At 64.2% G+C, this 15029-nt stretch carries 14 protein-coding genes and 1 tRNA gene; 10 read left to right on the plus strand and 5 right to left on the minus strand.

From position 1 onward, the window contains the following. Nucleotides 1–103: 103 nt before the first annotated feature. The 3 genes from ACR9YP_RS35860 to ACR9YP_RS35870 form a co-directional block, all read right to left on the minus strand. Nucleotides 104–1291 (minus strand): MFS transporter, encoded by a 1188-nt coding sequence (locus ACR9YP_RS35860; protein ID WP_474218232.1) that lies wholly within the window; start codon nucleotides 1289–1291, stop codon nucleotides 104–106. Nucleotides 1292–1343: 52 nt separating this feature from the next. Next, nucleotides 1344–1898 carry a TetR/AcrR family transcriptional regulator gene (locus tag ACR9YP_RS35865; RefSeq protein WP_438111638.1) on the minus strand — a complete coding sequence of 185 codons (555 nt, stop codon included), beginning with the start codon at nucleotides 1896–1898 and terminating at the stop codon, nucleotides 1344–1346. A gap of 434 nt (nucleotides 1899–2332) precedes the next feature. Continuing rightward, entirely contained in the window at nucleotides 2333–3292 is a 960-nt protein-coding gene (locus ACR9YP_RS35870; protein ID WP_474218233.1) for an N-carbamoyl-D-amino-acid hydrolase, read from the minus strand. Nucleotides 3293–3526: 234 nt separating this feature from the next. Between ACR9YP_RS35870 and ACR9YP_RS35875 the strand changes: the two genes are divergently transcribed. Both ACR9YP_RS35875 and ACR9YP_RS35880 read left to right on the plus strand, forming a co-directional pair. Continuing rightward, nucleotides 3527–3751, plus strand: coding sequence for a hypothetical protein (locus ACR9YP_RS35875; protein WP_438111634.1), 225 nt, complete (start codon nucleotides 3527–3529; stop codon nucleotides 3749–3751). Between the two features lie 218 nt (nucleotides 3752–3969). Beyond that, entirely contained in the window at nucleotides 3970–4296 is a 327-nt protein-coding gene (locus tag ACR9YP_RS35880; RefSeq protein ID WP_091892543.1) for a hypothetical protein, read from the plus strand. A gap of 112 nt (nucleotides 4297–4408) precedes the next feature. Here the strand turns inward: ACR9YP_RS35880 and ACR9YP_RS35885 are convergent, their stop codons facing one another. Next, a complete protein-coding gene (locus ACR9YP_RS35885) occupies nucleotides 4409–4657 on the minus strand; it encodes a hypothetical protein (protein WP_438111632.1) in 249 nt (82 codons plus the stop codon). A 677-nt stretch (nucleotides 4658–5334) separates the two neighbouring features. Here ACR9YP_RS35885 and ACR9YP_RS35890 point away from each other — a divergent pair. From ACR9YP_RS35890 to ACR9YP_RS35900, 3 genes are read left to right on the plus strand one after another with little or no spacing between them, the layout of a single operon-like run. Beyond that, on the plus strand, nucleotides 5335–6570 hold the full coding sequence (locus ACR9YP_RS35890) for a hypothetical protein (protein ID WP_474218235.1): 1236 nt from the start codon (nucleotides 5335–5337) through the stop codon (nucleotides 6568–6570). A 2-nt stretch (nucleotides 6571–6572) separates the two neighbouring features. Beyond that, nucleotides 6573–7652, plus strand: coding sequence for a caspase family protein (locus tag ACR9YP_RS35895; protein ID WP_474221171.1), 1080 nt, complete (start codon nucleotides 6573–6575; stop codon nucleotides 7650–7652). Beyond that, complete coding sequence (locus ACR9YP_RS35900) at nucleotides 7618–9585, plus strand: pYEATS domain-containing protein (protein WP_474218236.1); 1968 nt, start codon at nucleotides 7618–7620, stop codon at nucleotides 9583–9585. The genes ACR9YP_RS35895 and ACR9YP_RS35900 overlap by 35 nt, the downstream gene beginning before the upstream one ends. Nucleotides 9586–9791: 206 nt before the next feature. On the opposite strand, the gene ACR9YP_RS35905 is transcribed toward ACR9YP_RS35900, so the two are convergent. Continuing rightward, nucleotides 9792–9868 (minus strand) — tRNA-Pro (locus tag ACR9YP_RS35905). 68 nt (nucleotides 9869–9936) lie between these two features. On the opposite strand from ACR9YP_RS35905, the gene ACR9YP_RS35910 reads away from it, so the two are divergent. The 5 genes from ACR9YP_RS35910 to ACR9YP_RS35930 all read left to right on the plus strand — a co-directional run bounded on the left by ACR9YP_RS35910 (nucleotide 9937) and on the right by ACR9YP_RS35930 (nucleotide 14779). After that, a complete protein-coding gene (locus ACR9YP_RS35910) occupies nucleotides 9937–10926 on the plus strand; it encodes an L-threonylcarbamoyladenylate synthase (RefSeq protein ID WP_474218237.1) in 990 nt (329 codons plus the stop codon). Nucleotides 10927–10949: 23 nt separating this feature from the next. Continuing rightward, a complete protein-coding gene (locus ACR9YP_RS35915) occupies nucleotides 10950–12377 on the plus strand; it encodes an FAD-binding oxidoreductase (protein WP_474218238.1) in 1428 nt (475 codons plus the stop codon). Then, nucleotides 12374–12829 (plus strand): GNAT family acetyltransferase, encoded by a 456-nt coding sequence (locus tag ACR9YP_RS35920; RefSeq protein ID WP_474218240.1) that lies wholly within the window; start codon nucleotides 12374–12376, stop codon nucleotides 12827–12829. The genes ACR9YP_RS35915 and ACR9YP_RS35920 overlap by 4 nt, the downstream gene beginning before the upstream one ends. Before the next feature lie 203 nt (nucleotides 12830–13032). Then, entirely contained in the window at nucleotides 13033–14136 is a 1104-nt protein-coding gene (locus tag ACR9YP_RS35925; protein WP_474218241.1) for a hypothetical protein, read from the plus strand. A 61-nt stretch (nucleotides 14137–14197) separates the two neighbouring features. Continuing rightward, the gene (locus ACR9YP_RS35930) at nucleotides 14198–14779 is read left to right on the plus strand and encodes an NUDIX hydrolase (protein WP_438111612.1); all 582 of its coding nucleotides are present in this window, start codon (nucleotides 14198–14200) and stop codon (nucleotides 14777–14779) included. The last annotated feature ends 250 nt before the right edge of the window (nucleotides 14780–15029 follow it).

The raw sequence follows: 15029 nt of genomic DNA on the forward strand, positions 1-15029 counted from the left end.
TGCGACCAAAGTACTACAGCGGCGGCCGGACCGCGAGCCGGAAATTGCGTCCTCGCGGGGTTGGTAAACGGGCCGTATCGCACCATTCCGGCCATGCCGGCGGCTACTCGGTCGCCGCATAGAGCAAGCCGGCCACCGGCAGGGCAAGGCCAATGGCCGATGCCAGAGTCCAGCCGCCTTGCGCGAAGGCGAAGGCGCCGAGCGCGGAGCCGGCGGCGCCAGCGGCGAAGAACGTCGCCATGTAGAGGCCGTTGAGGCGGCTGCGGTGCTCGTGCCCGAGCAGGAAAATGGCGCGGAAGCCCAGCACCACATTGCCCTGCACGCCGATGTCGATCGCGATCGCAGCCACTGCCAGGCAGGCGAGGTTCAGCAGCGATCCGGCCGCGCCGACATGCGTGATCAGGAATCCGACAGCCGCGAGCAGCATCGCGACCAGCGTCGCGATTCGGCTATGGCCGCGATCGGCGAGCCGTCCTGCGATCGGCGCCGCGAACACGCCGGCGACGCCGGCGAGCGCGAACAGCGCGATGCCGCGTTGGGTGAAGCCGAACGCGTTCGCGAGCTGGAGCGGCGCCACCGTCCAGAACAGCGTGAAGCAGCCGAACAGGCTCGCCTGGTAGAGCGCGCGGCGGCGCAGCAGCGGCGTCGTGCGCACCAGCTGCGGCATCGACAGCAGCAACGCGCCATAATGCATCCGCGCGACCGGCTTGCGCGTCGGCAGCGTCACCCAGAGCACGGCTGCGAGCGCGATCATCAGCGCGGCCGAGCCGAAGAACACCGCATGCCACGATAGCGCCGCCGTGACGAAGCTCGACACCGGGCGCGCCAGCATGATGCCGAGCATCAGGCCGGTCGAGACGTTGCCGACGACGCGGCCGCGGATGGCCTCGGGCGCCAGATGCGCGGCATAGGGAATGATGATCTGCACCGCGACCGAGCCGAGCCCGATGAACAGCGCGGCGATCAGGAATGGCAGTGCGTGGGTCGCGAACGCCGCGGCAAGCAGTGCCGCCGCCCCGAGCGCGATGACCGAGCAGATCAGCGAGCGGTTCTCGACGAGATCGCCGAGCGGCACGATGAAGAGAAGTCCCACGCCATAGCCGATCTGCGTCATGGTGACGATCAGCCCCGCGGCGGCATGCGACAGGCCCAGCGCCGCGCTGATCGGTGCGATCAGCGGCTGAGCATAATAGATGTTGGCGGCGACCATGCCACAGGCCGCGGCAAGCACGAAGGTCAGGCGTTGCGACACCGCATCCGGCGCGGTCTCGATCGTGGCATTCATCGTCATTCGCATAGACTCCATGAATAGGGAATGACTATTCCCTATTATGACAAAAAATTCAGGCAAGCAGCTTCATCGCGACGGCGACGAGGCGCATCCCGTCGAGCGGCAGGCGCGCCTTGCCGACGACGCGCATGCCTTGCGTGATGCAGATCATCAGCCGCGCGGTGTCGTCGGCGGCGACATGGCGGGGAATCGAGCCATCGGCCTGCCCCTTGCGAATGAGGCCGGCGATGAAGCTTTCGTTTGTCTTGAGCTGCGCATTGACGCGGGCGCCGACCACCGGATCGAGCGCGGACAGTTCGACCGCGCTGCCGACGACCAGGCAGCCGCGCCGCCCCTCGGTGCCCTGGGAATGGTCGACGTAGGACAGCAACACGTTGCGGATTTGCTCGCGGCCGTTTGCGCCGCGCGCCGCAGCGCTGCGCGTCTGCTCCTGGCGCAGCGTGGTGTAGCGTTCGAAGGCGGCCAGAAACACGGCATGCTTGTCGCGAAACGCCTTGTAGACGCTCCCCGTGGCCAGCCGCATCGCCGCGGTGAGGTCGCCGATCGAGGTGGCATGATAACCGCGCTCGCGAAATACGCGCACGGCCCTGTCGAGCGCGGTGTCCATGTCGAACTCCCGGGGGCGGCCCGGAGGACGGGCGGCGGGCTGAGATCGGCGGGGGGCTTTTTGCATTGCGGAATGATAGGAAATGATCGTTTCCGAATAAAGACACTTGGTTGTGAATGGAGGGGCGGCGGAGGGGCGCTCGGACAAGCAGACCCACCACGCTCGTGTCCCGGATGGCGGCACGGAATGCTCGGAGACATGGGCCCCGGCTCTGCAGCGCATCGCTGAAGGGCGCTGCGCTGCGTCCGGGGCACGAGAGAAGAGTGAGGCATGCTCTCTCAACGTCGTCATTGCGAGCGCAGCGAAGCAATCCAGAATCCCTCCGCGGCAAGACCCTGGATTGCTTCGTCGCAAGGGCTCCTCGCAATGACGGAGTATGGAGCATCGGCTCCGCCATCGGAAAAGCAGCGTCGCAAGGTAAGGCACGAAGCCAATCACGCCCTCGGCGGCACCGGCGTCCCATCCGCCATGGTGGCCACGCCCTTCCGCTCCACGATCATCCCATAGGCCCGTGGCCGGCGGTGAACGTCGAAATTGAACGTCGTCCGCTTGTAGGAATTGCAGAGATCGAGATCGCAGCGGGCGAGCGCGATCTCGTCGCCGTTCGTCGTGCAACTCGCAACGATCTCGCCCGAGGGCGCGATGATGCAGCTGCCGCCGATGTGCTCCACGCCCTCCTCGATACCGGCCTTGGCGACGCCGACCACGAAGGTGCCGTTCTGATAGGCGCCGGCCTGCATCACCAGATGGTTGTGAAACAGCGAGAGATGGTCGTGCTCCGGTGCGGGCGGATTGTGCTCTGGCGTGTTGTAGCCGATCAGCACCATCTCGACGCCCTGCAGGCCCATCACCCGGTAGGTCTCGCTCCAGCGGCGGTCGTTGCAGATCGCCATGCCCATTACGCCACCGAACGCGCTGGTCACACCGAAACCTGCGCCGGGCTCGAAATAGCGCTTCTCCAGATGCTGGAATTTGCGCCACGGCTCGTGCTCGGCATGGCCCGGCAAGTGGACCTTGCGATATTTCAAGACGATCGCGCGGCTTCTGTCGACCAGGACGGAGGTGTTGTAGCGTCTGGCGATCCCGGCCTCGACCGTCAGCTCGGCATAGCCGAGATAGAACCCGATGCCGAGCTCGCGCGCGAGGTCGAACAGGCCTCGCGTCTCCGCCCCCGGCATTTCGCGCTCGAAGAATTTGTCGATTTCGGCCTGATCCTCAAAATACCAGCGCGGAAAGAACGTGGTTAGCGCGAGCTCGGGATACACGATCAGGTCGCAGCCGTCTGCGTGCGCCCGGTGCATCATGGCCATCAACCGCGCCACAACCTCGGTCCTCGTCTCGCTTTTCGCGATCGGGCCAAGCTGACCGGCCGCAACATTCACAAATCTCGCCACGTGTCTTTCCTTTGTTCGCTTTGCGGTTCGTCGATACCGCGGAAACGCCCTCGACTTCGCGGGTAGGAATCAAATTCTGTGCCTGCAGGTCTCATCATGCGATTGTGCGCCATAACAAGGGAACTTCGTTGCCAATCTGCAACGGTTCCCCACCGTCTGAAGCCGGACAAAAGAAACTCCCATTCCGGCCACGAACCGCTCTCACAACGCCGTGAGACCAGCAGGGGAAATACGATGCGTGCACAGCGCGTTTGGAAAGTGAATGGGGCCGCCAGCATCGGGCAGCTCCAGTCGAGACTGGACGAGCTGAACAAGCGGCTCGGCCAACTCGAAAGCCAGCATCCCGAGGGCTGGAAGATCGAAGAGCTGAGATCGAGCGCGCTCAGCCTGTCGCGCGAGATCGACGACATCCGCTGCGCGGAGGCGACGGCCGCCCTGAGCGAGCTGCTGCGCAAGTAATCAGGGCAAGTCATCAGGCCTTTCGCGATTCGCGTGTGCCGCAAGGAACCAACCTCGCGCACCACCATTTCCATGCTGAACATGGAGCAAGACCATGACCAGGCATCTGTCGCGGGCCCATCTCGCGCGCGGCGTCACCGGCGCGATTTCCACGCTGGTGCTGTGCGCGACGGCGGCATTCACCATCGCGCGCCACTTTGCGCCGTGAGGGATTTCGCATGACGTCCGACCCCGAGGAGTCGGTGAGGCTGCAAGGCTATGGCGAGATGACGTTGCGCACCGCGATCGCGACGCTGATGGCGCTCGCGCCGCGCGACCGATCCGACGCCGCCATCTTCCGCGTCCGCGACGGCTCGCGCTTGGCCACGCGCGAGATCACCGACCTCGCCTCGGAATGGGGCATGACGCCGCTGGCCGACGTCAGGTCGCCAAGTCTCGTCCCGGCCCCGCACTGGCCCGACATCGTCCGCGGCATGGTGCGCGAGGCGCCGCTGCCGTCGCTGATGCTGGCGTTTTTGGTCGGCGTGCTGGTGACGCGGCGGTGATCTCGTTGTGCTTTGCGGCCCAGGCCGTTGCCGTGGGCGACGCGGGCCAAACAGCCAAAACAGGCGGCCGGTCAACCAACCCAACGCATGGCGGACGGCCAGAACACCGACGTCACGCCGCCGCGCGGCCCGATTTCGCGCGTTGCTCCAGCGCGTTTATCGTCGACACGAGATTCTCACGTCGCGCGCGAAGGTTCATCGCGAGCAACGGATAGGACGGGTCCTTCTCGTCAAACACCCCGGCCTTGGCCTCTTCTTCGAGGATGTCGGAATTCATGAGCTGAACGCGCCACCACAGATCCGCAATCAGCGCGCTGAGCCGAAGCTCTCCGGTAGAGCCGAAACGGGACACTTCTTTCATTGTTTTGCCTCAACCTGAAACAGTCCCTCCGCTAGGGGCTGCCTTTGGTCCTGACTGAGCAAACAGAGTGCCAGGGCTGCGGGCGGGTCGGACTGCGGGCGAGTCGGACCGGGCGCGGCGTCACCGGCGGCAGCACAATTTATTCCCTCTGTGTGAAGTATTTCACACGCTTCACGCGAGCGACCTCGCTAGGCTGAGCTACTGGAGGCGAGGCTCGTCCCGCCGCGATTGCAACGAAATTTGTGAAAACTCGACCGTTCGGCCGCACGCAAAGCTGCGCCGGCGCAGGCATTTTTTGATTGTGTTTTGAATTAACCGGCCACATCGCACCGCGCGAGGGAGGCCGGGAGCGTGAGCTTAGCGGGGGGATTCCGATGCCAATCAGCATCTTGCGCACTCGTGACGGCAAGCTCGATCAAGCAAGCCAGCACGATTTCGACGCCCTTGCCGGCCGCCTTGCGGCGCAGCCATCAAAGGTGTTGCTTCATTTGCATGGCGGCCTGGTGAACGAGGCGGCAGGCCTTGAGACCGCGCAACGTTTGAGCGGCATGGCACCCGCAGGCTTCGGGCTCGGGCCCGACTGGGAGCAGATCTATGTCGTCTGGCGGACGGGCGCGCTCGAAACGCTGAAGACGAACTGGCAAGATCTCTTCAACAACGATCGCATCTACCACACGGTGCTGAAGAAGCTGATCGGCTTCATCGGGTCCAAGCTGGAATTGCCTGGAGGGACGGGGCGCTCCGCCTTCGCGGCAGTCAATTTGACGCCCGCGGAAATCGAGGCCCGGCTGCGAAGCCAAACCAGCCGGGATCCCTTTGCCGATGTCGACGTGCAGATCGAACGCGATACGCCGGCGGGACGCGGGCCGGCGGTAGCGGCCCAGAGCGATGCGGCCCTTGCTCAGGAATTCAGCCTGAGCCTGCAGATCGATCCCGAATTCATGGGCGCAGCAGACAATGTCTCGGCGGCGCTGACCTTTGATCCACTGCAAGGGCGCAGCATTGCTTCCCGCGGAAATGCAAATACCGGCCGCGCCGATCTCGAGCGGCTCGACGAGCGGATCAAGAGGGAATTGACCGACGCGGTCCCGACCCAACCCGCCGGCCGCGATCTGTTTACCGCGGTCGAAGTCGCAAAATTCCTCATCAAGCACGCGACAGCGATCGCCCTGCGTGTCATCCGGCGCTTCCGCGCGCGTCGGGATCATGGGTTCTATCCCACGATCGTCGAGGAGCTCGTCCGCGAAATGTACGGCGACATGATCGGGGCCGCGATTTGGGGCATGATGAAAAAGGATGCCGCCGACCATTTTGTCGCGAACGGATGCGGCGCGGCATTGATCAAGGCATTTGAGGCAGGCCGGCCGTCCCTGCTTTGCGTGTCGGGGCACAGCGCCGGCTCGATCTGGGCCGCGGCACTGATCCGGGCCCTCGCATCGATAGCCAATCCTCCCGACGTCCGGCTCGCTTTCCTTGCGCCCGCCGTGCGCATGGATGAGTTTGCCGACGTTCTTCAACTGGGAACGCCATTCGTCCGCGCATTCCGCATGTTCACGATGAACGACGAGTTGGAGCGTAAGGATGCGGTCCTCGGTCCCGGAACCGCCGCCATCTATCCATGCTCGCTGCTCTACGTGATCTCCGGTGTGCTCGAGGACCAACGGGCGGAGGCGTTTCCGGACGCGCCGATCGTCGGGATGCAGCGCTTCCTCGGCTCCGATCCTGCGTGGCTCACTGATCCCAGGCAGATCGCGTCGGCGCGCGCTGTCCTGAACTTCCTGACCTCTCCCAACCACGGCGTGGTCTATGCGACCACGGAAGGCAACCCGGGACTCTCCTCTCTCGCCACATCGCACGGCGCATTCGACGATGATCAAATGACGCTTGCGAGCGTGGTCACTTTCTTCGGGTGATCATGATGAACGCGTGCGCACTGGTTGTCGGCATCAACAACTACCAGAAGCCCGGCATTCCCACCCTGTTTGGTGCCGTTGCCGATGCGGCGGATTTTGCGGACTGGGCACTGGATCCCGCTGGCGGCAATGTGAGTCCCAATCATTTGTACTTCTGGACCTCGCCGGCCCCGGCAGCACCGTCAGCCAGGCTTGCGGCTTTCCTTGCAAGTCCGACCCTCTGGGTCAACGACACCACTCCTGATCTCAGCAGGCCTCCACGGGCCCAGGAGATTTCGGACACTGCGCTCATGATGTCGAAAAATCTGCCAAGCGCGACGCCGGCGATCACACGCATCTACGTCTTCATGGCCGGCCATGGCGTGCAATCCGTGGCGATCGGCATCGAGCGCGACGCGCAAACCTGTTTTGTCGCCGGCGACTTCAATCGTGACTCGGCCACATATGGATTGATCCCATGCGACGACCTGCGGCGCGGTCTTCTTCAGATGGGCTACTTCTCGGAAGCGATCATGTTCTTCGACTGCTGCCGCAGTCCGATGAATTTGAACGACCCGGCGCCTCTACTGCCTTGGCCGCGCGGTGCGGGACAGGACGCACCCTTTGGCATCGGCCGGGCGGCGAAGCGCGGCGCCAAGGCCTTTGAGACGCCGGAGAAGGCGCCAAACAGGGGGGCGTTCTCGACGGTGCTGATGGAGGGACTTCGGCGCCACCGCAATGCTGCGAACCAGCTGACGCTCAACGATCTCGAGGTCTACGTCTCCAACACCATTCAATCCGTCCTCGATGAGAGCCGGCAGTATCCCTATTTCGATATCGACCCCCGAAACCCTCCCTTCTGCGTGCTGCAGACGCCGGTGGCGAGCCCCACCGTTCCGATCGACATCACGTTCGAGAACGGCGCCACACCCAGACCGCTGCAACTTGTCGGGGCGGATGGCACGGTCATCAAGGCAGAGATCAACGGCACAGCGCGCATCGAAGCGCCGGCTGGCACGTTCTATTCGCTCGAGACGCCCGACCATAGATTCTCGCACCCTTTCAAGCATGATGGACCGGAGCCGACCCATGTCAAAGTCTAGCTCGCTCCCGGATCTGACAAAGCTTTCGGCAGACGGCCCGCCCGGCATCGAGATCCAGATCATCGACGGGCACTATCAGATACGCGCTCGCGGCACGGAACGGGTCGAAAAGCTGCTGCCGCAGGGAATCTATATCGTCCGCTGGCTGCTGCCGGAAAAGCCCGAAGAGAAGTTCGTGCGCTTGCTGCCGTCCGCACCCCAGAATGTCGAGTTCTCGGGAAATGCGCCGCCCGCGAATTCCGCCAGAGACCTGTTCGCGCGCGCTGCCGCCACGGCGGAAAAGGCTCCGCAGCAACAGCAATCGGACATTGTCATTCTGGTGCGCAATCGAGGCAATGTCAGCCCCGGTTCCACGGACCAAGAGAATGACGTACGCCTGTTCGATCGCGACGAAATCGCGATGCAATCCGACAGCAGCGCACTCGCGGCTGCGCAGACCGAGCGGCTCGATGACGGCGCCGTCGTGTTGCAGGCATACCGCGTGCCCGCGGGCAATTACCGCATTCGCTACAGGACCAGCACCGGGCTTCAACTCGATCAGACTATTGTCGCCATCGAGGGGCGGCGCACGCTCGTGTTCCTGACCCGCGAAGCCACCGAGACCCTCGTCTCGGCCGGCGACAAGTTCGAACGTCACAGCTTTTATGGCGTCAATCCCGAGCGCACTGTCGTGCTGACGGTGCCAATCCAGGCTGGGCCCGTCCCCCCAACGAATGATGTGCGGATGGCAGAGGTGCTGCTGGATGCGCTCGCGATCGGCGGCGACCCGCTGGATGCGCGGATGCTGAAGCGGCTGGACGCCCCCGACGTCGACCCCTTGCTGCGCCTCTATGCGGCCGGCCTCATCGTATCGCAACTCGCGCGCAAAGGCTCGCCCGCGCTCGATGATCCCTATCCCGCCGGCTCCGGTCCCTCTTCAAGGTCAGCCGGCGATCCGGATTTTGAGAAGCGATGGCGCGGCAAGGCGCTCGATCTGATCAAGGGGATCGTCCCGCAAGACAGTTCGCCGGATTTGTTTTCGCTGCGATGGGAGCTGGGTCACAGCACGGAAGGCAGATTGACCGCGCCGACGATGCTTGCGATCAGCTGGGAATGCGCCGCACGGCACAGCGCGGGCACAGAGAGCGCCGTACCCGATACGGCCAGCTTCCGCGGCGCATCGCTCGGCCGCGTCGCGGCCGGACCCTGGCTCGCATGGCGTCCGAGTGCGGCAAGGGAGACGTCGCTCCTCGAAGACACGCCGAAGGCCGCGCCGAAATCATTGAATGATGCATTTTCAGAATTCGCCTCCGGACTGGACTTGGCACTTCCCCCGAATACGGACTTGCCGGCTCTGCATGACACGCTGAGCAAGCTCTCGCTGAGCACGCGCGGACTTATCTCGGCAGCGCGCGATCTGAATTTCGCACCGAACCTGACCAAGAGTGCCGCGGCAAGCCTCGCGGGAACACTGTTAACACCGGCCGGACAGCTCCGGGACCGCCTGCAACAGGCCACCCAAGAGCTGGCAGCCGCAAAGACAAACCCGCCGCCGAGCAGCTCGTCGTCCGCAGCGGAGCCGCCCGCCCTGCATCGTCCGATCACTCGTTTCGACGATCCCCAGAAAGGCCGTTTCGGCGGCCAATCGGAAAAGGACGGCTTCGCGTTGAGAGCGAGCTTTGCGGACACCAACGATCCCAAATGGGTCCAGATCAACCTGGTGGTGACGGCGGCCCCGGGCGAGCCGCAGACGGCGACCGAAGCCGAGTTCTTTCTGCATGACACGTTCCGCCGCGAGCGCGTCAAGGCGCCGTTCCGGCAAGGAGAGGCGCATTTGCCGCTGCGCGCCTTCGGCGGCTTCACGGTGGGTGTGTGGATTGCGTCACATCGGGTGGAGCTCGAGCTCGACCTTGCCGAGCTGCCGGATGCGCCGACGATCGTGAAGGAGTGGTGAGCGGTTAGATCTGGGCCAGGCGAGCCGTCGTCCCAGACCAAGCCCCCGGCCGTCCCGCTGCCGACGAGCCATGCCACGCGCACAGATGTCCCTGCTTGGGCCAAATCGGCCGTGGACCCGCCTCGAAAATCGTTGCAAAAAGGCGCTCCCGAGGCGCCGGCGGCCGGTCTGCCAAGCCTCTGGGAATACGTCGACTTTTGGAAGAATGGTCGGAGTGGCAGGATTCGAACCTGCGACCCCTGCGTCCCGAACGCAGTGCTCTACCGGGCTGAGCCACACTCCGACAAGAAGGCGGCTTATAGCGTCGGGTTTGGCGCACCGCAAGCGGCCGAGTTGAGGAATTTTATCCCTGTGAAAACGGGTCTTGAAACGCTGATTTTACCGGCCGGAGAGGCTGCCGCCGCGGCCGCGGCCCGGGCGCTCACGGCCGGCGGGCTGGTCGCGTTTCCGACCGAGACAGTCTATGGGCTCGGGGCGGATGCCGCCAATGCCGCCGCGATCGCCCATCTCTACGCCGCCAAGGGGCGGCCCGCGTTCAATCCGTTGATCGCCCATGTCGCGGACGTTGCCGCCGCGCGGCGGATCGGCCGGTTCGATGCACGCGCCCTGAAGCTCGCGGAGGCGTTCTGGCCGGGGCCGCTGACGCTGGTGGTGCCGAAGACGGACGACTGCCCGGTGGCCGATCTCGCTACCGCCGGCCTCGACACGGTCGCGATCCGCATCCCCGCTCATCCGGTGGCGCAGGCGATCCTGCGCGCTTTTGGCGGGGCGGTGGTGGCGCCGTCCGCAAATATCTCCGGCCATGTCTCGCCGACGCTGGCCGCCCATGTCGAAAGCGACCTTGCGGGGCGGATCGACCTGATCGTCGACGGCGGGCCCGTCGAGGTCGGCGTCGAATCGACGATCGTCGGCTGCTTCGAGACATTGATGCTGCTCCGCCCCGGCGGGCTGTCGCGCGAGCGAATCGAGGCCGTGCTCGGCGCGCCCTTGGCGCGGCCGCCAGCGGAGGCCGAGAGCGAGGACAGCCAGCCGCTGGCGCCGGGCATGCTGGCCTCGCATTACGCGCCGCGCGCGGCCGTGCGGCTCAATGCGCGCGAGGTCGCGCCGGGCGAAGCGCTGCTGGCCTTCGGCCCGGCACGTCCGCCTGGCCTTGATGCCGCCGCCGCTGTCATGAATTTGTCGCCCGCCGGTGATCTCGATGAAGCCGCGGCCAATCTGTTCGGCTATCTTCGCGCCCTCGATGCCAGAGGGCCACGCGCGATCGCCGTGATGACGATCCCCGAAGAAGGACTCGGCGAAGCGATCAACGACCGGCTGCGTCGGGCTGCGGTTGCGCGATAAGAAGCTTGAGAAGAGACAACACCATGAACGTCAATAAGTCCGCCACCCTGCCGCTTGCGCCCGATCTGATCGAACAATTTCGCAAGATCGTCGGCGAGCGCCACGCGATCACCGATACCGCCGACATCGAGGCTTACGTCACCGAGGAGCGCAACCTCTTCCACGGCCGCTCGCCGCTGGTGCTGCGTCCGGGCTCGACGGCTGAAGTCTCGGAGATCTGCAAGCTCGCCTCCGCGCACAGGATCGCGCTGGTGCCGCAGGGCGGCAATACCGGCCTCGTCGGCGGGCAGACGCCGCACAATGGCGAAGTGGTGGTGTCACTGCGCCGGCTCGACAAGATCCGCGAGGTCGACACCGCCTCCAACACCATGACTTGCGAGGCCGGCGTCGTGCTGCAAATCGCGCAGCAAAAGGCGGCGGAGGTCGACCGGCTGTTTCCGCTGTCATTGGGTGCCGAAGGCAGCTGCACCATCGGCGGCAATCTCTCGACCAACGCCGGCGGCACCGCCGCGCTCGCCTATGGCGTCGCGCGCGAGATGGCGCTGGGGTTGGAAGTGGTGCTGGCCGACGGGCGCGTGCTGAACGTGCTGTCGAAGCTGAAGAAGGACAACACCGGCTACAATTTGCACAACCTCTTCATCGGCGCCGAAGGCACGCTCGGCATCATCACGGCGGCGACTTTAAAACTATTTCCGAAGCCGCGGGCAATCGAGACCGCCTTCGTCGGGCTGAAGTCGCCGGCGGCGGCGCTCAAACTGCTCACGATCGCGCAATGCGAGGCCGCCAATGCGCTGACGAGTTTCGAGCTGTTGTCGCAGATGGCGGTCGATTTCTCGATCCGCCACGGCATCGACGTGCGCGATCCGCTCGCAGAAAAGCATCCCTGGTACGTGCTGATGGAATTGTCCTCTCCGAGCGAGGATGCGCGCACGCCGCTGGAGACGATCCTGACCCGCGCCATGGAAGAGGAGATCGTCGACGACGCCGTGATCGCGGCCAACCTCACCCAGCGCGCCGGCTTCTGGAAGCTGCGCGACGAGATGTCGGCGGCACAGAAGCCGGAAGGCGGCTCGATCAAGCACGACATCTCCGTGCCCGTCGCGGCCGTGCCTGCCTTCATCGCCGAGGCCGATGCCGCCGTGGTGAAGCTGATCCCCGGGGCGCGGCCGGTGCCGTTCGGCCATCTCGGCGACGGCAATCTGCACTACAATGTCAGCCAGCCGGTCGGCGCCAACAGCGCGGACTTCCTCGCCCGCTGGCACGAGATGAACGCGGTGGTCTTCGAGATCGTGCTGCGCATGGGTGGCTCGATCTCGGCCGAGCACGGCATCGGCGTGCTCAAGCGCGACGAGCTGCCCGAGGTGAAGGACAAGACCGCGATCGAGCTGATGCGGTCCATCAAGGCGATGCTCGATCCGCTGGGAATCATGAATCCGGGGAAGGTGCTGTGAGAGCGTCGATCCCGCCTGCTCCGCTCGCGATCGCCGCCATCACGGATTCCGACATCGAGCCCGTCGTCGCGCTGTGGCAGCGCTGCGGCCTGACCCGGCCCTGGAATAATCCGCATGCCGACATCGCGCTGGCGCGGCGGCGCGACAATTCCACCGTGCTGGTCGGCCGCGACAATGGCGCGATCGTCGCCACAATCATGGTCGGCCATGACGGCCATCGCGGCTGGGTCTATTACGTCGCGGTCGATCCCGATAGCCAGAAGCGCGGCTACGGCCGCGTCATCATGGCAGCGGCCGAGGACTGGCTGCGGGCGGCCGGAATTCTCAAGCTCCAGCTCCTGGTCCGCCGCGAAAACGCGCAGGCCAATGCGTTCTACCAATCGCTCGGCTACGAGGAATCCACCTCGGTGATGTTCCAGAAGTGGCTCGACGGCCGCGCGACGACGTCTTAGGACGCCGGAAACTCAAGCATCAAACGATCGCGACAACCTGTCACGAGGGCGCGGTGACGAATTTTCGGGCTGCACCACTTGATTGTTGGTGCAATTTATTACACGCTTTAGTGGTCTTTATAATTTGACGATCGCGAAGGTGGTCGGTGCTCACGATCCACCTCACCGCGATCCATATTCGAGTTATTTCAAGGGGGCTTGCAATGAGCAACATGCAGAACACGATTCTGATCAGCGCCGGCGTCGTTGCGGCGCTGCCATTGATCCCACTCGGCCACTATATCTACCATGGTTGGGCAGTCCGAAAGCAGCAGATCGTGTCGCGGTTTTCCGATGAGGCGGTCAAGCTCTACCGCGATACGTTCTGCCCCCAGAGCCAAACTGTGACCGCCGAAGCCTTCGCCAAGGAATATGACCAGCGCTACGGTCGGCGGCACTTCACCTTTCCAACCTTGCTGTTTGCCGCGACGCTTCTATTCGCGGCATTTCACAGCATGAGATGGGTCTTCACCCACGACTGGATGAGCGCGGGTGAAAACATCGCGCCAAAGATCGCGATTTCCGGTTTAGCCGGCGCCTATGTCTGGGTAACTTATGATCTGATTGGCCGCGTGCGGCAGAACGACGTGGTAACGTCCGACGTCAATCGGGCGACGCTGCGTCTCCTGCTCTCCTTGCCGTTCGGCTTCGCGATCGCCGCGTTCGCCGGCACAATCTCCGGGACGAATATCACGCAAGCCGCGCTGGCCTTCTTCGTCGGGGCGTTTCCGACCGACACTGTGCTAAAGTTCATGCGCCGGACCGGATCGACGTCGCTGAAGCTCGACGCAGGCTCTTCGAGCGACGCCGTTAAGGAATTGCTGACCATCGACGGTGTCGCGACACCGATCGCCGAGCGCTTCGTCGACGAGGGCATCAACACCAAGCTGCAGCTCGCCTATTGCGACCCGGTCGTGCTGACCATCAAGACCGGAATGGATTTTGCGTTCATTCTCGACTGCTGCGGTCAGGCCCTCGTCCGAACATATTTCAACGACGAGCAGATGAAGATCCTGAACAAGTTAGGTTTGCCTACGAGCATCGAGGTGATCGGGCTGATTGATCCGCTCGATGAACTCGACAAAGCCACCACGAACGCGCTGGCAAACGGTGGCCAAGCGCCTGCGGTGTCCCCGGCGCAGGCTGCCGCCCAGAGGCAGCTCACAGCGGTGGCGGCCGCATTGACACTAGACGAAACCTCGACACGGTTTATTTTGGGCCAGATCGCGGGGGATCCTTACTCGCGCTTTGCATTTGAAATCTGGTGAAATCTGGGCCCGGTCTCCTGCTGCGTGACGGGTGCGGACCCGCAGCAATCTGGAGAATGGCTTGTCAATTTCCGACCGTGTCCGCATCAAGGACGTCCGCGTGCTCTCGGACAACTGGACCCCGCTGAAGAACACCACGTTCGAGTACCGGCGCGCCAATGGCGAGTGGCAGACGCAGCACCGGGAAACCTATGAGCGCGACAACGCCGCAGCCGTGCTGCCCTACAACCGCGCGCGGCGCACGGTGATCCTAGTGCGCCAGTTCCGCCTGCCGGCCTATATCCGCGGCTACGACGATCTCCTGATCGAAGCGGCCGCCGGCGTGCTCGACGATGCCGCACCCGAGGTGCGCATCCGCGCCGAGGCCGAGGAGGAAACCGGTTATCGCCTGCACGACGTCCACAAGGTGTTCGAGGCCTTCATGAGCCCCGGCGCCATCACCGAGAAACTGCATTTCTTCGTCGCCGAATACGAGCCGGAGATGCGGGTCAGCGACGGCGGCGGCCTCGAGCACGAGGGCGAGGACATCGAGGTGCTGGAGCTTTCCATCGACGAGGCGCTGGCGATGATCGCAGACGGCCGCATCATCGATGCCAAGGCGATCATGCTGCTGCAATACGCGGCTCTGCATATTTTTAGGTAGGGCTTTCTTCACCTCGCCCCGCTTGCGGGGAGAGGTCGATCGCGAAGCGATCGGGTGAGGTGGAGCCTCCGCGAATTCCACTGTCACCTTCCTCGCGGAGACTCCCCCTCACCCCAACCCTCTCCCCGCAAGCGGGGCGAGGGAGCGGACCTGCTTCGCGGCGAGCCATTGCGCAATGCAATTCTGACCTGCGCCACCCCACTCCCCGTTGAGCAACTCGAAAACTATCTCTAGTCTGGGCCCTAACCAA

This window comes from Bradyrhizobium sp. BR14999 (assembly GCF_056106085.1).